Source organism: Arenibacter aquaticus, from assembly GCF_003957295.1.
GTDB lineage: Bacteria > Bacteroidota > Bacteroidia > Flavobacteriales > Flavobacteriaceae > Arenibacter > Arenibacter aquaticus.
Genome location: NZ_RQPJ01000003.1, coordinates 676268 through 692504 on the forward strand (window position 1 = coordinate 676268; position 16237 = coordinate 692504).

The 16237-nt window shown below is 41.3% G+C and carries 17 protein-coding genes; 5 read left to right on the forward strand and 12 right to left on the reverse strand.

The window, feature by feature from the left end; translation table 11 throughout:
* Positions 1-60: 60 nt before the first annotated feature.
* The gene (locus EHW67_RS09380) at positions 61-345 is read left to right on the forward strand and encodes a hypothetical protein (RefSeq protein WP_126162112.1); all 285 of its coding nucleotides are present in this window, start codon (positions 61-63) and stop codon (positions 343-345) included.
* 55 nt (positions 346-400) lie between these two features.
* Here the strand turns inward: EHW67_RS09380 and EHW67_RS09385 are convergent, their stop codons facing one another.
* The 11 genes from EHW67_RS09385 to EHW67_RS09435 form a co-directional block, all read right to left on the reverse strand.
* Positions 401-1162, reverse strand: coding sequence for a phospholipase D family protein (locus EHW67_RS09385; RefSeq protein ID WP_126162113.1), 762 nt, complete (start codon positions 1160-1162; stop codon positions 401-403).
* A gap of 97 nt (positions 1163-1259) precedes the next feature.
* Positions 1260-2861, reverse strand: coding sequence for a type IV secretory system conjugative DNA transfer family protein (locus tag EHW67_RS09390; RefSeq protein WP_126162114.1), 1602 nt, complete (start codon positions 2859-2861; stop codon positions 1260-1262).
* Between the two features lie 40 nt (positions 2862-2901).
* A complete protein-coding gene (gene mobB, locus EHW67_RS09395; protein WP_126162115.1) occupies positions 2902-3927 on the reverse strand; it encodes a MobB family relaxase in 1026 nt (341 codons plus the stop codon).
* Between the two features lie 4 nt (positions 3928-3931).
* On the reverse strand, positions 3932-4486 hold the full coding sequence (locus EHW67_RS20675; protein ID WP_238389880.1) for a BfmA/BtgA family mobilization protein: 555 nt from the start codon (positions 4484-4486) through the stop codon (positions 3932-3934).
* Between the two features lie 598 nt (positions 4487-5084).
* Positions 5085-5465 (reverse strand): DUF6876 family protein, encoded by a 381-nt coding sequence (locus tag EHW67_RS09405; protein ID WP_126162116.1) that lies wholly within the window; start codon positions 5463-5465, stop codon positions 5085-5087.
* A gap of 83 nt (positions 5466-5548) precedes the next feature.
* Complete coding sequence (locus EHW67_RS09410; RefSeq protein WP_126162117.1) at positions 5549-5887, reverse strand: single-stranded DNA-binding protein; 339 nt, start codon at positions 5885-5887, stop codon at positions 5549-5551.
* A gap of 682 nt (positions 5888-6569) precedes the next feature.
* Positions 6570-7682 (reverse strand): endonuclease/exonuclease/phosphatase family protein, encoded by a 1113-nt coding sequence (locus tag EHW67_RS09415; RefSeq protein ID WP_126162118.1) that lies wholly within the window; start codon positions 7680-7682, stop codon positions 6570-6572.
* A 97-nt stretch (positions 7683-7779) separates the two neighbouring features.
* Positions 7780-8463 carry a P-loop NTPase family protein gene (locus tag EHW67_RS09420; protein WP_126162119.1) on the reverse strand — a complete coding sequence of 228 codons (684 nt, stop codon included), beginning with the start codon at positions 8461-8463 and terminating at the stop codon, positions 7780-7782.
* Positions 8447-9121, reverse strand: a complete 675-nt coding sequence (locus tag EHW67_RS09425) for a hypothetical protein (RefSeq protein ID WP_126162120.1) — start codon at positions 9119-9121, stop codon at positions 8447-8449. The genes EHW67_RS09420 and EHW67_RS09425 overlap by 17 nt, the downstream gene beginning before the upstream one ends.
* Positions 9118-9408: a helix-turn-helix domain-containing protein gene (locus EHW67_RS09430; protein WP_126162121.1), complete on the reverse strand. Its 291-nt coding sequence runs from the start codon at positions 9406-9408 to the stop codon at positions 9118-9120. The genes EHW67_RS09425 and EHW67_RS09430 overlap by 4 nt, the downstream gene beginning before the upstream one ends.
* 291 nt (positions 9409-9699) lie before the next feature.
* Entirely contained in the window at positions 9700-10545 is an 846-nt protein-coding gene (locus tag EHW67_RS09435) for an RteC domain-containing protein (protein ID WP_126162122.1), read from the reverse strand.
* A gap of 356 nt (positions 10546-10901) precedes the next feature.
* Here EHW67_RS09435 and EHW67_RS09440 point away from each other — a divergent pair, with 356 nt between their 5' ends.
* From EHW67_RS09440 to EHW67_RS09455, 4 genes are all read left to right on the forward strand, one after another.
* A complete protein-coding gene (locus tag EHW67_RS09440) occupies positions 10902-11288 on the forward strand; it encodes a DUF7793 family protein (protein ID WP_126162123.1) in 387 nt (128 codons plus the stop codon).
* Between the two features lie 46 nt (positions 11289-11334).
* Positions 11335-12324 carry a helix-turn-helix domain-containing protein gene (locus EHW67_RS09445; RefSeq protein ID WP_126162124.1) on the forward strand — a complete coding sequence of 330 codons (990 nt, stop codon included), beginning with the start codon at positions 11335-11337 and terminating at the stop codon, positions 12322-12324.
* Between the two features lie 84 nt (positions 12325-12408).
* A complete protein-coding gene (locus EHW67_RS09450; RefSeq protein WP_126162125.1) occupies positions 12409-12909 on the forward strand; it encodes a MauE/DoxX family redox-associated membrane protein in 501 nt (166 codons plus the stop codon).
* A gap of 89 nt (positions 12910-12998) precedes the next feature.
* On the forward strand, positions 12999-13295 hold the full coding sequence (locus tag EHW67_RS09455) for a DUF6520 family protein (RefSeq protein ID WP_262707163.1): 297 nt from the start codon (positions 12999-13001) through the stop codon (positions 13293-13295).
* 92 nt (positions 13296-13387) lie between these two features.
* On the opposite strand, the gene EHW67_RS09460 is transcribed toward EHW67_RS09455, so the two are convergent.
* Complete coding sequence (locus tag EHW67_RS09460; protein WP_126162127.1) at positions 13388-16219, reverse strand: M16 family metallopeptidase; 2832 nt, start codon at positions 16217-16219, stop codon at positions 13388-13390.
* Positions 16220-16237: the final 18 nt, after the last annotated feature.

Below are 16237 nucleotides of genomic sequence, written 5' to 3' on the forward strand. Positions count from 1 at the left end.
TTTATTTAAACTTTAGTTTGATAGATTAACTGTATAAGTAAAATAACTAAAAATTATATCATGAATCCCTATGATGTTTTAATGGTTTTTGTAGGTTTCGTTTTAGGCATAATAGTATCAATTATAATTGCCTATCATTCAAATAAATTGGCGGACAAGGCACTGAAAAGGGCTGTCAATACAATTGTCAAAGAATTACCGAAAGCTACTGCTACGGCAGTAGAAACCAATCAAAAAGAAAAAATTGGAATTAATATTTTGTCTCTTGCTTTAAATCTCATAACAACCGAAAAAGCTATTAATTTTCTCAAAGGGATAAATAAGAAAGAAAAAGAGCAAGGATGAAGACATATTCCAATTAACGAAAATAATAGTTTGCCTCCCAAATATTATTTCTATTTCAATTCCCTGCCTCCCCATACAACTCCCTTCCCCACTCTGCCAAATCCCTTTCAGGATAATCTGGGTTGTGGAACAAGCTTTCAAATTCCCCCAACAGTTCCTTCACCGCTTTTTTATCCGTGATACGGATACGGGTCTCATAGTTGTTTCTGGTTCCATTGGCGGTAAAATTCAAGGAGCCCAGATAGGCAATCTCATCATCGATCAGATAGAGTTTTCCGTGAATAAATGGATGCGAATAGGAGTTGCTCTCAGGAGTCAAGAATACTCTAAAAGGAAATAGTTGCCGATAGGAATAAAGGTAAATTGTAGTATTCTTGATCCTTTTGGAGTAGTTACGGATCAAAAACCATAGCAATAGCAAAGGTATTCCCGTCCATAGTACCATTCTATCTTGTAATTTAAAGGCCATTACAAAAAGTACCGCGATCATTGTCCATAATAAAATGTACAGTAAGCGCTTTCTGAGAATCAATTTCGACCGCAGTGCCTTTGCTTCTTCATCAATAAATATGTCCTGAATTATCAATTGGTGTATATTCCTTTGCCAGTCCCCATAGAAATCCGCTATATCATCCATTGTTATCAGTTGTACATCAATATCCCTATGGTGTAGATCGATCAATTTTCTCACCAGAGCAGCAGACATATAGGGCGACATCACTTTTACGGAACGTTTTGCATTTTGGAGTTCTTCCATTAATTTCCTTCCTGCTCCCGTCCCGACATAAACATCACATATGGCCTTGTTATAATACATAGTACCGGCATTTATGAACACCCATTAAGTTACGAAATCGCCCTTTCAAAATAAAGTGAAATTCAGATATAGATAATTAGTTATCAACAAATTGCACTTACTTGGATTTTAATTTCAGGAACCTTCTGACGTCCAAATGGATCTTTTCAAAATTCTCTTTTATTGCTCCTGCCCCTGCAGTGAATTTGGCATCCGGAAGGTCTTTGGTGATGTTGGGCAATGGAAATTTTACTTTTTTGTCCTTACCGTCGGCAAAGGCGATGAACTCCCCTTCCCTCAACCTAAAGAATTTCTCGGCCCTTACCTTGCTCACCTCACGTTCCCCCCTTGTGATCCTGGTATCAAATTTCAGAATATTCTCCCCCCTACTAACACTTCTTGTGGGCCGTTTTACGATCTCGAAAAAACGTTCATAATACCTGGCCGTATCCGGATCGTTTGCCTTTCCGAAGAATTGGTAGGATAGGTTGCTCAAAATGGCGCGACTTGCCTTATCGCCGTACATCATATCATTTTGGATCTTGTCCTGCAGCACATAAATAGTGGCAATATCATAACTTCTTAGGGTGGCAGGGATTCTGTGCATATTGAGGAGGCGAATGGTTGGGGCCTCTTCCATCAAGACAAAAGAAGGATTTCGTCCGCGTATACTGATCTGTTTGGTGATGGTGTGCATAATGGTCGCGATAACCGGGGAGTACGCGGTTTCGTATTGGGGATTATTCACTATGGAAACCACGCAGGGGTGCTTGGGGTTGTTGATGTCCAATGGCACCTCGTCGGCTGAAAGTGCCATAAATATGCGTTGGGTGCTTATTTTTTTAAGGGCATTGGCCAAGGTGGCCATTACCCCAGCTGTCTGGCGTTCGGAATCCTTACCGGAGATAAAGGCATCGGCCATGGCTTTGGCCGTATAATCGGAACTCAGGAACTTGATAAGGTTAGGGGTATCCAGATACTGATAGATGGCAATGAGATGTGGCAGGGTACAATAGTTCCCATAGTCTGTCTTCAACTTCCATATCAAACCGCCCAATAGCCCTTCCACGGCATCGTTAAAGAATTTGGAGGAGCCCATGGCAACGGATTCGCGCTGCTCCAACAGATTTTCCAGAAGCACCCTGGAGACCTCGTTAACACTTTCCTCATCCTTCATATACCTTGGCGCTATGGGATTCACCCGGCCATGGATATCGTCAAAAGAAATGATATGGAAGGGAATGTTGGCCTCCTTATAAAGGGGGTAGGCCATTTCCGTGATCTCAAAATCCTTGTAGTCATGGATGACCCCTGAAAATCCATGTTTACAGAAATGTTCCAAAAAACCGTAAACCACGCTTTGGGTTTTACCGCTTCCCGCAGCACCAATAATGGAAGCCCCTCGACGGATATTTCCAAGTACCAAGTTTCCGTTCAAGAGGTTGAACTTCACCCTGAAACGTTCCGGCTCCTTAGCGGTGCTAAAATCATAGTTGAAACCTATAAAAAGTAACAGGTTCAATAGCTGCAACGGCAACAACCACCATATCATTAGCTTGGCAAAAACCAGCCACCCGTGCAGCGATTGTAAAGCCCCTCCCAATACCACCATTATCAGGACATTTTGGACGAAGGGATACTTTCCGTGCTTATAGGAGGTGTACATGATGGACATGGCAACAACATAGATACCAATGGAAATTAGAACGGTATGGTTCATCTCAAATTAATTTTACCAAGTTTTGTATAGCTCCCTATTTTCATAATCCAATGGTACTTGAGGATTTGGCCACATCAACGGTCTTTTTAAATTGTTTGATCGCTTTCAGGGCTACTTCCACTTTGTTCGTGGGAATATTGAGCCTTGGTACCTGTACCCCTGCGGTCCCTAAAATTTTAAAGGCGGCGCTCCTCTCATTGACAGGCAATCCCAAGAGGTGGGCAAAATATTTTTTCGGATCCTTAACAAAGGCCTTGTGGGCACTATAGGATTCAACATAGTTCCTATTGTATTTGAACAAGGTATCGAACCTCTTTTCTGCAGCTGCATAAAACCGGTCCCTATTAAAACCTCGCTTTACTATTTTGCCGTTCAGGACAGTCTCAGACTCCCTGTATTTGCTTCCTGGGGAAAGGCTGTACCTGTTGGAAATATCCTTTCTGCTTACAATTATATGTACATGGGTCTGTAGACCAGGCTTTTTCATTCCCTGGGCCACTACTTCCCCATTGATCCGGTGCGGGATATTTTTATTGAGTCTGGCTATTTTCTTCTTAATGGACTTTACATCTGTAGTAAGCTCGCCACGTTCCACCTTTCTGAGGTCGTGTTCCAATTTTACGATCTTGGCCCGGTAGGGTTGGTTTTCCTTGACTTCTTTATCGAAACCCTTAAAAGTGCGCTCATACTCCACCTTGGCATAATATTTAATGTTGTTTACGGACACCGGTCTATCCCTATAGAAAGACGCAGCATAATCTTTCATGACTTCGCGGACATATTGTTTAAGGAGTTTTGGATCGTTATTGATATGCTTTAATTCCCGCTTGCTGGGATTGATGGTAATAGAAAAGAATTTGGGTTCCCGCTTTTTAAGTTTTGCCGTATTGCCATCTATTTCCTTGATCACCTTTTCTGGATCAATCCGGTCATGTCTACGACCAAAAAAATGCTCTTGAAGTTCGGGTTGTTTTCCTTCGTTTTCTTTTTGCAGATAGGCCACAAAATCGGAACAGCTCTGGGAAAAGGTTTCGTTAAGATGCTGTTTGGTGATACTTATATACATAGTCCTAATGTTTAGCTATTTTAGTTTTTAGTTTCTCGAATTCCTCTACGCTCATTTCCAATTGTAACCGCGGTTTTCCAAAACCACCCTTCACCAATTGCACCTTGTTCAATAGGTCAATAAATTGAAGTCTCAATTGCCCATAATCCCGTTTAAGATCGGTATGCTCCCTTTCCATTTCTATGGCCCTTTCCACCTTTTTAAAGAACATCTCTTTTTCGGGGTCGGCTTCCTTCCCCTCCATCAGTAAAGGAGCCTGTCCACTTTTCTTTTGTGGGGAGGATTCGAACAGCAGTTCCAGCATGGTCTTGGTCGGGAGTACCCCGTGCGTTTCAATGTTCTTCATCATGGCGGCCATGGCATTGAATCTTTTCTTGATCAGGTTGGCAATGGTCCTACCATTGGGGCCGAAAGATTCCTTTGGGGAAATCTCGTTATAAACAAAAAAATCCAACATTGTTTGTAACGCTTCCGTATGGGTTTTGAACAACCGCTTCGAGAATTTCTGGAACTGCCGTGCCGTATCAATTTTAAACCGTATGTTGCTGAAAGTTTCCAAAATAGTTGTCTAAATTTTTTATTGCCGCAAATTCTGTCGTGTTTATTGGGGTTTTCGCGCCGTTTGTCGCAAAACTCTTTGTGTCTAATCCTCAATTATTGAAACATTCAAATTTAAACAACTAATAATCAGTTAATTACAATAAAAACAAACTAAACAACGTCGCAACGCGTGTTGTCCTCTTGCTATTCCTTTTTTTCGCCGGGGCGAAAAATTTTTATGTCTTAGATGAAGTTAGTGGGTCCAGTTTCCTTCCTGTGGCCCGTGGAAAATTTTAAGAGTAATGAAGTAGGATTTTTGAAGAATTTCCAATGGAATCGAAGAAATCATGAGAATGTTTTAAACCGGACGATTCCCCCAACATGGAGCCATGGGATCAAAAAACAAAAGGACCTCAGATCCCAAAAGTCATTAGCCTTAAAAATTGAAGATCAAATGGATTAAGGCCTTACCAAATACCCTTAAGGCAATGTGTTAAAAATTACCTAATTGTTCCATTGAACAATCCATATTTATCTATTTTCGCCCTTCTCTGTTTACTAGTTTATGGTAATGTAGAAAAAGAGGGCGGTTCTTGGTGGTGCGCCCTCTTTGTTGTTCAATACTCGCTTGGCAGCATCAGGGTATTGTCCACAAAGAACAATCTAATTTCTTCCAAGGGAAAGTCGGTCACATGATAGTTGTGGGTCTCAAAGATGTTCCCATTGCCATCGCTGTAATCAATTTTGGCCCCATATCCCCTAACTTCCCTTTCCTCTTCCGAAAACTTTTTGAAGTCGATGGTAATAAACCGACTTTTATCCATCAGGCTTTTGGCGATTACCGAGGTATCGGTGACTAACCAAAAGCATTCACCGGCCTGGGCAAGATATTTTATGCCCTCCGTAAATCTAGTATTTAGAAGGGGCATTTTAAAAAGTCTTAGCGAACCGTTAAAATGTTGTAACCCTTTCTTTAATTCTATATGTTTGGCATCCATTATCGATATAGTTTTATTTGATAGTGAAAAAACAATAAGAGGGCGTTTAATTTCGGGGACGCCCTCTTTATTGTATTACTCCTTTAGGACCTACCTCCCAATAATAAGATCTCATCGGCGACCACTTCGGTCACATAGCGGGTAGTACCGTCCTTGGATTCGTAGTTCCTGTTCTTAAGTTTTCCGGCCAGGCCGATTTCCTTTCCCTTGGCGGCGTACTTCTCCACAATCTCTGCGGTCTTTCCCCAAGCAACAATACTGTGCCAGTCCGTATCCTGCACCTTCTCTCCTTTTTTGTTTTTGTAGTGCTCATTGGTGGCCAACTGGAATCGGGCCAATTTTTTGCCACTTTCAAGATTGGTGACCACAGGGTCTTCCCCTATGTTCCCGATCAACTGTACATGATTTCTTAATTTACTCATAATTGAAAAAGATTATGTCCATGCTACTATGGACGGTTAATAATTGATTTTAAATGATTTACTTATTATATCCCGCACGTTTTCCTTGGCTGCGAGGTGCAGCCTATTTTGATTTTTTTGTGACGTTTTATTTTTAATGCTTGGATTTGATTTCATGACTTTCTGTTTTTGATTTACTTCCCATAGAGCTCTCACTGTTACCTTTTTTGATGCCATGCCGATACAATATTCGATCTTGGCAAGACGTATAAATAAGATCTCGCCTTGGGGCGGGACTGGTTTATGCCGTCGAAAAGAGCGAATGTTGTTGATTCGCTATCGTAAAAAAGGTACGGGAGCTCGGATAGTGGGGATACAAAAGCCGTTCATGGAAGAATGCCAAGGCCTATAAAACGGCGCAAAATGCATATATGGGATTCCTCTTAGGTGCTAATCTAGCAAAACCGATAGTTCCAATATTGGCAGATATCATTATTTAGATGGAAGGCCAGGCGGACTTGGGCAAGGGGTTCCGGGAAAGGCATTGCAGGATACGTAAGGACTCCCATGGAACCCTTGTTCGTGTCCAAGACATGCCCGAGGCGCTTTGCCCTGCACCCGTTTTTCAGGGAGCCGGGTAATGGGCCGCAGGTTCTGCCCCAGGGGACCAACATAGTTCAATTAGTTGTTCAGGTCGCCCATCTCATATACCATGGAACTCTCCCCAGATCAATGGGTGCGCACTGGCCGCATGTGAACTATTATTTAAACTGGAGTAAACCTCCCATTTTGTATTTCTATCGGGCCACATTCCTTTTCTATTAAGCCCACAAGAGCTCAGAAGCAGTTTCATTTCATAGGAAAGCAGCATATAATCCTTTTGTCGGATATTCACTCCCATTCGGTAGGCTCCCAATCGAAAATAGTCCGCCCTATTGCCAAAATCTTTTTGCGCTCTGTATTCGGGTTGCTTGGAAACATCCTCTAGATCAGTTTCCCTAAGTAGGGGCGTCAGACAATCACTGAAGGACACATCGTTCAAGGTCCCACATACCATGATCAGTTCCTTTCCTTCAGCCTTCATTTTTTCATAGATGGTGGCTAGCTTTTGTGCTTGTTTCTTTCTTTTGGTATCCTTTTCCACTGCAAATTGCACGGATAGGATATATATTTTAAGGCCTTGGGGTGTGCTAATGACATATTCCTGACAATCTGTTTCGAACAAGGGGTCCTGCTTACTGTCCAAGTCTGTCCCATGACTTTTCAACGAATCCAAAAGATAACCGTTCTTGGTCAATATTGCCATTCCCCTGCCCCGGGCATCGTTTCCTTCCAGAACAAGGATCTGTTCATAGGCGGCGATATCAAATTCCCCTAATCGTCTTATATTGAAATCCATCAATGATGCTCTGTCCTCCACTTCCTGTAGAATAAGGACATCGGCATCGGTTTCCGCAATAAGCCTAGCTTTGTTCTCCGTAGCTGTATGGGATATGGCCACACTTTGTAGTGCGACCCAACCGTTCCAATTGGTCAAATGAGTAGCCCGTGGTTCATTGGCAAATCCCCCTTGTTTTAAAAACAATTTCCCCTGTCTTTTCCTAAGGACCCCATAGGGTCGATGATCGATTTTATCAAATCCCAGCAAAAAGCTGAGTTCTCGGATGCGTGCAATATCGTTTTCACTTTTATGCAGTCTATGCAACAAGCTGTCCAGCTCGGACACCCAATCGGACACATTTTTGTTCTTCCGCTTAGCCAACAGATCCTTGTCCCGATGGTATAGATTTTCGATATTGAAGGTGGCTATTTTCATATGTCTAGATTTAATTATACTGTTTGCGTTGTGATACTCGCCTTTAAACATTCCTTTGTTATATCAGTTATCATGTTTTATTTCATAGTCCGTGATATTAGATCCGTTTATCTTTGGTATACCTGTCAAAAGAAATCAGGTTGAACATTTGGCGCATCCTACTGCGCACCCTGCTACCGTACCTATCTTCCAATTCCTCTGCATTGAGGTTGGTAGTGATATGGGTAAGGATCTTGGTTTTTTGGAACAGGTCATGTCTGGAGACCAATATCTCCCCCATTACGTTGCAATCGTCCCCAAAATACCTTCCCCTGGGTTCCACCCCTAGGTCGTCAAAACAATAGCACCGACCGTTCCCATAGTCCTCGATGATCTTATAACCAATGTGGTTAAATGCGAAGGTGATATTGCGCGCAGGAATAATTTCATAGGTCTTTTTGTGCGGCACGATATGGCGAACGAGCCGCATCATACTGGTCTTGCCACATCCAACCGGACCTGTCAGTAGTATTCCCTTCTTAAGGTCTATCTGCATTTTTTTACAGCTTTCGGAGTCCTGTACCAGGTAGCTAGATAGTTTTAAAAAAGTAAGTTTGTCCTCTTTTTTTATTTCAAACTTCTCACCGAAGAGGGACTTCCCTTTTGCATTCAGATAGGCAAGTACTTTATAAAAATCATAATCGATCCGTTTGCCATCAAATTTTCCGAGGCAAAATTCAGTACCGCCCTCCACTAGGATATGGGGGCGTGGATTCGTAGTGTTATCACAAGGGTTCTCCATAATCCTTTTGTATTGAGGTATCTAAATAATCTTCTGTTGCTCTGTTGTGGGACCTTGAAGCCATAGCTTTTTCCTCTTTCATATCCTTCGCCCTGATCATCCAGCTTTGTGCCGTGGCCTTCCAGTCTACGATGGTAGACTTCCCCCCTACCTTCCACCCTATCCCCTGATAATGGTTAAAAAATTTGTCCGCTTCATTGACCGGCCAACTATTTTTCTTAAAAAATTCCATAACCTCATCAATAGTTTTTGGTCGGCCTTTTCCCAAATGTTTATTTTCTGTTTTATTATGTTTATTATTGTTTATATATGATACCAGCGCCAGTCTAGGACCAGTTTCATGCTTGTCCACCACTTGTCCAGGACTTGTCCCAAAAATGGGCATCATAATTCGGCTTCCTTTAAATCGGTTATAAGAGGGTTGGTAGGCGATATATTTCCAATCGTTCAAATTGCTCAAACACCTATGGTAGGTCGACTTTGATCCTATTTTGGAAAGCGACATGGTTTCTTCCCGGTCTACCAAGAAGCTTTCGGGAAACCTGTTAAGGTTCCAGTATTGGAACAGAGCCATATAAAGGCTTATATGGGAGGGATTGAGCCTTGAATCTTTTGAGAACAGTTGAAATACCGCATTAAGGTGTCGTATGTAGTTCATTTTTTATCTTTTGAATGTTGCACCAGGTTTTCCATTAAGATTTTTTCAATTTGATCGGCCTCATAAAAAATAAGCCCACCAATCTTGGTATAGGACAGCGTACCGTTATCCCTTAATTTCTGCAAGGTCCCGGAACTAATATTGAGCTTATCCATTACCTGGGTACTCTTGAGCCATTCTTTTTTAATGACCTTCGCCTGATTTTCTCGCAAGAGTTCCCTGATCTCTTCGAATAACTCTGCTTTGAATTCCTTTAAATCGTCTGTAGTGATGATAGCTGTTGGCATATAAGTGAATTTTATAGACAATGTGGTACTTGACATGACGTCGACTTTGTCTAGGTTCAATTTATATGGCAAAAATCAAAAGCATTGAACAAACAACTTCACAAGGCGTTCGTAGTTACGGGGCATTTTAACAAACTATAATTTGGATCTATTTAATGGAATTTAGGGTCGCCGAAGTACTAAAAAGCAATTGGTTCCCAACAAAATGAAGCGATATTTTCATAAAAGTCCGTATCCGTAACCTCTTCGTAGTTACGAAGGTTTTTTGATCAATAAAGAAGTGTTCAAAGTTTAGAAACTATCATCCTCTCCCATTTTTTCATTGAATCTTGTGACCAAGTCCTCCAGAAATCGGGACCTTCCTCCTTTACGGGCCTTGATTTCAGAATAGGTCTTGTATAGGTTATCAAGATTTATATTGAACACCGATTCAAAAACAGCTGCTATAGCCTTGACATTTCCGCTGCCATCGTTAATGGCATTCACGGCATGTAAGGCATAAATAAGTTCGGTAAGGGCTGTTTTTGATGCATTCCAGGTCAATGATTTCTTGGTCCTTGCCCCTTGGAGGTCCCTATGTTTTTGTGCCCGCAACAGTTTGATACGTTCCTGCAGGTATATTATGAAAATGTTCAACCCTTTTATCCGTGCCCAAAGCATATCATGGGATGTAAAAAACTTGGGGTCCAGATAACATGCTTCTGGAAGGGAATATAGGGGAAATACCTGATTGGAGCGGGTAAAGTACTGTATGTCCAGATAACTGAGCCCTTCCTCCATATAGTGTACAAAGTCCCAGTTTCTATTAAAGAACTTATTGATGCGGTTTATTTTCTTTTCCAAAAAGTTCAATTGGTTGCTAAGACCGATCTTGGGCATTAAGAGTTCACAGGACCTCACTTCGCTAAAATAAACCAAATACCCCAATGGTTCGGACTTTACGGTTTTGAAAAAATGTACCTCCTCTTCCAAGGTCTTAAAGTCTTTTTTTTCCACCAAACTTCTAAGTAGGTAAAGGGTATTGTTACATAAATGGATGCCCTCGTTACATTTTTTTAGACTGTTTATTTTTTCAGGCTCTAACATTAAGAGCTTCTCCTTAAAGCCAAGGATCACTTTTTTAAATCTGAGGTTCATCCTGCAATCATTTTAAGTTAGGTTTAATGACCAACTAGGATAAGAGGTTCGGATATACATTTGGGGCCGACCCTGTAAACACATGAACTATTTATGATAGTCCTATGGCATAAGGTATAAAATAACATCAAATAGTGTAATGTACCTTTGAATAGTTTTTAGCAACGTATATATTTCACATTAAACTATACAAAATCAAATACTTATACACATTACAATTCTATTTGTCCTAAAAAAATCCCTTACAGATACGAAATACTCCCGCTTAGATATCTTTTTAACATTTTGTACGAATTTTCTTTTAGATGTAATAGTAAAAATTAGTATTTTAAAAGGCAATTGTTATTGGGCAAGCCATGAAAAAGTATATTGAAAATAATTTTGCCTCCTTTAAAATGGACAGGGGCATACTCCACATTGCCTACAAAGAAAATTTATGCCTTTCTCTAAAAGCTGCCAAGGAAGTGGTTTCCCAGCGTCTCAAGATACAGCATGGCAGGGCCTATCCCATTGTTTGTGATATGCGGGGCATTAAGGATGTCACTGTGGATGCCAAGGAATACCTTGTAACGGAAGGCTCCGTACTGATATCGGCCCTGGCCATGATTACCAAGACTCCCCTCTCCCTTCTATACACTGAAATTTATACCCTAGAAACTCCCCCCATTACAATAAGAAGGTTTACGGACGAATCCAGGGCCCTGGAATTTTTGCGTCCCTTTGTTGAATTAAACGATTTCTAATTGAATACCAGCACAAAACAGACGAAAGCATCAAATTACCAAAACTATGGACACATTTACAAACAGGCAAAGACTGCAAAAAATAAACCATCACCTATTGGAAATGGTAAAAGGCAATTTCTCTCTACGTATAGAGCGCAGTGACAAGAAGGACGAATTGGAGGCCTTGGCGGCCGCTATCAATTTCCTGACCGAGGAAATACAGGAATCGGTCCTACACCATGGCTATAAAAATCCGGACAATATCTTTGCCCTGACCGATCAAATGGTTTTTATTTTAAATCGGTCGTATCGGATCTTACAGACCAATAACAGCGTAAAAAGGTTTCTACAATTTAAACAACGGGATATCTTGCACAATGAATTCGAGCAACTATTATCCGCGGATTCCCTTAAGAATTGGAGGGAAACAGTAGAAAAATTGGAGGAGCAACAGGAACAGGAAGCTAGGCTACGGTTATCTTTCAAAACAGAAAAAGGGCTATTGTTACCGGCAGACTGCAAGCTTATATTCTTTAGAGGGAATGGGGTATTACAGGATAAAATTTTAGTTTCATCTTCCCATATTTTACCATCCCCAAAAAACTACGAACTGGTATCCCTAAGAAATGATGAATTCTCTAAAAAGATGATTCAACCAAGGGCCCTACACAAGAAGCATCACCTATATTCCTCAGATATTGAAAGTATACGTGCGGCACGGGAATTTATCATGGACCATATACAGGGTCCCGTTCCCTTGATAGAAATTGCCCATAGTGTGGGCATCAATGAGTATAAGCTAAAAAGAGGATTTAAGGAATTGTACGGATCAACTGTTTTCCAGTTCATAAAGGACCAGCGGCTAAGGAAAGCCCGTGTATTGGTACTATATACCAATAAATCCATTAGCGCTATTGCCAAATTGGTAGGCTTTAAAAAGGGCAACCATTTATCACGGGAGTTTAAGAAACTATATGGACATAGTCCCACCCAACTGCGTATCCTCAATATTGATCATTACACCAACAATTTTAACACAGACACTTCAAATTAATCCCTCTTAGAGCCAATTTATCATTTTTAGATACTTTGGTTCCAATAATTTTACACCATTGAATATCAAAACAGTACAAATGATATGAAATGGCACCAAAAACATAGGGAAACAATTGTAGCGGTCATCAGCCTGCTGTTCATTGTTCTTTTTGCCTATGCCGGGCTTACCAAACTCCTGGAAGGGCATATGTTCTATGACAACATCAGGAACTCCCCCGTACTTGGGGGCAGGGCCATGGCTTCCTTCGCCTCTTGGGCCATACCGCTATCGGAACTGGCCGTTGCCCTGTTATTGATTTGGAAAAAAACGAGATTGATGGGTCTTTATGGAGCAGGCATCCTAATGCTCCTTTTTACCGGCTACACCCTGGCCATTGTATTTTTTGCCCCTTATCTCCCCTGTTCCTGTGGAGGGGTGATATCACTGTTGAGCTGGGAGCAGCATTCAATTTTAAACTTATTGCTACTATTACTGGCCCTACATGGTATCATATCCTCCCACATGGACAGAAAAAGAATGCGGCGATTAAAACCATCAAAGACTTATAAATCTTATAACATTAAAAAAAACAGGAAAATGTAGAATGATATTTTGTTGCAACAAGAGCAGGGGAAAGACCGAAAACCTGTATAAAAGAGTAGGCACTTTTTATTAATTAAAATTACAGTATCATGAAAAAGTTAAAATTAATATTACCGATGTTGGCATTTGTTTTTGCCATTGCACTGTCGTTTGCGTTTGTGAGCACTACGTCCGAGGATTATTACGCTACCGGATTTATTCAGATAGGCACTACCTGGTACGAGGTGGATATGGATTGTTCTCCTGGAGAAGAGCTCTGTAAAGTAACTCTTGAAGGTGACGAAACTGAAACCAAATATCAAGTTTATGACGATGAGAATGGAAATCCTTTAGAAAGCACATCACCTTTTCCAGAGGAAATTCCCGATCCAAGATTAAATCCATAAGGATGGTTTAATAAAATAGGTACCGGAAAATACCCTCCGGTACCTAATGACCTTACTATTTACCTTGGCCATTAATCCCATTAGTTGTTTATTTATTGATAAGTGAATTCAAAAAGATGCTCCTCCTTTAAATATTTCCTAGCAACTTCCTGAATATCCCTTATACTCAATGATCTTAGAAATTGTTCTACTTCCAATGGGCTTACATAGGGCTCATTATATCTAAAGTGATGATAATTGGTAGATCGTGGTATATTTAATAGGCCTGGTTTGTCCACTACATTGTCCAAAATTTCATGGGCAAATTGCCCCTTCTTCACTTCTTCCACCATCTCCTTGCACATCTTCTGCAACATTTCCAATTCTTCCGGAATGCAATCCAGAGACATTCTGAATTCGTATTGCATCAATTCCCTATTATAAGTGGCTCCCGCATTCATTATATACAATGATGCATTTTTTAAGAAGCGTAGTTCTTTGATCCTATAATTCATCAAATAGCCCAAGGTTTCCATTCTTAATTGCTCTTTCCAATCCATGGGGTCATTTAGCTTGGCCATGTACCTCAAGGAATATTTAACGCTTTTCATCTTATAGGCCGCCGACATTTCTGATACATAAAACTTCTTGTACACAGGTCCCTTGGGCAGGGTATGAGCTACTGGATGCCTAGAAATACAAGTATCTCCACTGTTTTGGTTGGGCAGGTTGCCTAGGTATTTTTGAAGTAGTGGCAGGACCTTCCTAATCGGGAAGTTCCCGCTCACAATAAAGGTGTAATCCCTTGCATTCCCATATAATTGTCTATATATACGGTATGCTTTATACATGTCTGTTCCAAAAATTCCCTGAAACCTTCTCGTTCCCTGTGGTATAATGGAAGGGTCCTCCACATACTCCTTTATAGATTCAAAAAAATCAAGGGATAAAGGGCTATATGTAGGATCCTGAAATCGTTTTTTTTCTTGGGTGTGCCAATCCTCAAAAGCTTCCCTGTCCATTCTTGGGTCCGTAAAATATAGGAATACCAATTGTAACATGTTTTCCAGGTCTTCCAATTCCGCATCGGCCCTAATGCCAGTTTCCCTATAATCGATATATGGATGAACCCCTTGCCAAAAACTTGTCCCGGAAAGAAATCGTTCCAGTGCAAACTTGTCATAATCCCCAACCCCAGCATTTTTAACAATATTGGCAGCATTGATTGCGGAGAACTTATCGGTTTTGGGAAAGCATGCCGCACCCTTTGGGCTAAAACCATGGAGTTGAATCCGAGGGTCATTTGAAGGGCTCGTATCCAAAACGACCTTTGTTCCATTGGCCAGCATAAATTTCCTTGCACCCCAATCAGTTGTCCCCATATCTGTATACCTTACTTTTTCCAAAGTGGAGGTCTCCTTTTTGGTGATTAACCTGGCCGGAGTTTTTGGGAGTTCTATCGGTTCCATATCCTCTCCTATTGTCTGCATTATCCAATTTCGGACCTCCGTTTCCCTATGGTGCACGGGGACATCACCACTCTGTTGCAAAACCGTTACCGCGATATCGCTGGGCACATCGGATATGTACTGTTCCAATAACACATTGAACTCTTTCAGGGAAAACTTGGAGAACCATTGTTGTAGGACCGTTGCCTTATTTTTGGGCAATGCCACACCGTGAGTAAAATAATCTCCGATCTGTTGCATCCAATAATTGGAATCCAGTGTATCCATTTGCTCCTGGATCTTCCAGTATTCCTTTTGAGCCAAATTCCATTCCTCTTCGCCAAGACCGAACCGTTTTATGGACTGCAATGTCCTTATGACCTGTCGGGTGGTTTTTTCGGCCTGGTCCACCCCGGTCTTTATCACCACTTTATATGCCGGCATAATCGGGTCAGGAGAGGAACCCAAGGCGTAGAAAGTTTTATTGTATCCCCTGCCCTCCTCTGTAAACCTAATATTGATAATTTTGTTCAATACGTTCCATATCAGTCGACGCCTTAAGCCATTCCAATTATTGTGTTCCGTGATAGTTTTGGGATCACGGAAATACAACTGTAATTCCACTTCCTCCAATTTTCTATTTTCATCGGGCTCGGGGTTCAAGGCTATAAAGCTGTTGCTTCCTTCCAAATACGTTAAACGGCAGTCTTCCCATTGCGGTGGGTACGGATCTCCCTTTATTTTGGAAAACCGGGTTTTTATCCGTTGTTCCAAGGCATGGACATCGGGGATATCGCCCACGACAATCAATCCCATACGGTCCGGCCTGTACCACTTTTTGTAGAATTGTATAAGCGAATCGGCAGAAAAATTTTGGTTATGCCCGAAAAAATCTGAATAATCGGATTGGCATGGGAACAATTCGGCCCTAATCTGTTTTCGCCTAAAGTGCCCTTTTAGATCGGTTCCTGCCCTAAATACCGTTTCTTGACGTAATGGACCGCGTTCCTGATCGATTATTTCCTTGGTCAACCTTAGATCGGAAATATTCTCGAACCAAAGTAGGCCGGTATCCATGGCGTCCGGATTGGCAATGGGCACGTTAAAGCTATACCAAGTGGAAAAATATTGTGTTTGTCCAAAAATATCCTTTTGGGCAAGGCCCAAACGTGCAAGAAGTAGCGGATCGTTCAATAGATTATTCGGAAAGTCCTGGGCACATTTAAAAGCCAAATGCTCCAGAGCATGGGGAAAGTTCAACTCGTCATTGTTTTGATGGGAGGAACCTACTTTTACATACAGCCGCATATTGATCCTATCCCCTCCGTCCTTTACGGATTTTATATAGTATGTAAAGCCATTGGGCAATCGGCCGTATATGATACTAGGGTCCAGGGCAAGGGAATCTACCGGACCTAGTTGAGGGCTTGCCCCTATAATATTATTGGATGTTATCTGCATTAGAGCGAACAGGACAAGTTTTATGATCCGTTTCATAATAAAATTTAAGATTTG

Bases quoted from the DNA above. Each gene is read 5' to 3' on its own strand.
- EHW67_RS09450 (WP_126162125.1), top strand. From the start codon at position 12,409: ATGAAATGGCACCAAAAACATAGGGAAACAATTGTAGCGGTCATCAGC.
- EHW67_RS09440 (WP_126162123.1), top strand. From the start codon at position 10,902: ATGAAAAAGTATATTGAAAATAATTTTGCCTCCTTTAAAATGGACAGG.
- EHW67_RS09385 (WP_126162113.1), bottom strand. From the start codon at position 1,162: ATGTATTATAACAAGGCCATATGTGATGTTTATGTCGGGACGGGAGCA.
- EHW67_RS09405 (WP_126162116.1), bottom strand. From the start codon at position 5,465: ATGGATGCCAAACATATAGAATTAAAGAAAGGGTTACAACATTTTAAC.
- EHW67_RS09415 (WP_126162118.1), bottom strand. From the start codon at position 7,682: ATGAAAATAGCCACCTTCAATATCGAAAATCTATACCATCGGGACAAG.
- EHW67_RS09425 (WP_126162120.1), bottom strand. From the start codon at position 9,121: ATGAACTACATACGACACCTTAATGCGGTATTTCAACTGTTCTCAAAA.
- EHW67_RS09410 (WP_126162117.1), bottom strand. From the start codon at position 5,887: ATGAGTAAATTAAGAAATCATGTACAGTTGATCGGGAACATAGGGGAA.
- EHW67_RS09420 (WP_126162119.1), bottom strand. From the start codon at position 8,463: ATGGAGAACCCTTGTGATAACACTACGAATCCACGCCCCCATATCCTA.
- EHW67_RS09455 (WP_262707163.1), top strand. From the start codon at position 12,999: ATGAAAAAGTTAAAATTAATATTACCGATGTTGGCATTTGTTTTTGCC.
- EHW67_RS09435 (WP_126162122.1), bottom strand. From the start codon at position 10,545: ATGAACCTCAGATTTAAAAAAGTGATCCTTGGCTTTAAGGAGAAGCTC.
- mobB (WP_126162115.1), bottom strand. From the start codon at position 3,927: ATGTATATAAGTATCACCAAACAGCATCTTAACGAAACCTTTTCCCAG.
- EHW67_RS09445 (WP_126162124.1), top strand. From the start codon at position 11,335: ATGGACACATTTACAAACAGGCAAAGACTGCAAAAAATAAACCATCAC.
- EHW67_RS09430 (WP_126162121.1), bottom strand. From the start codon at position 9,408: ATGCCAACAGCTATCATCACTACAGACGATTTAAAGGAATTCAAAGCA.
- EHW67_RS09460 (WP_126162127.1), bottom strand. From the start codon at position 16,219: ATGAAACGGATCATAAAACTTGTCCTGTTCGCTCTAATGCAGATAACA.
- EHW67_RS09390 (WP_126162114.1), bottom strand. From the start codon at position 2,861: ATGAACCATACCGTTCTAATTTCCATTGGTATCTATGTTGTTGCCATG.
- EHW67_RS09380 (WP_126162112.1), top strand. From the start codon at position 61: ATGAATCCCTATGATGTTTTAATGGTTTTTGTAGGTTTCGTTTTAGGC.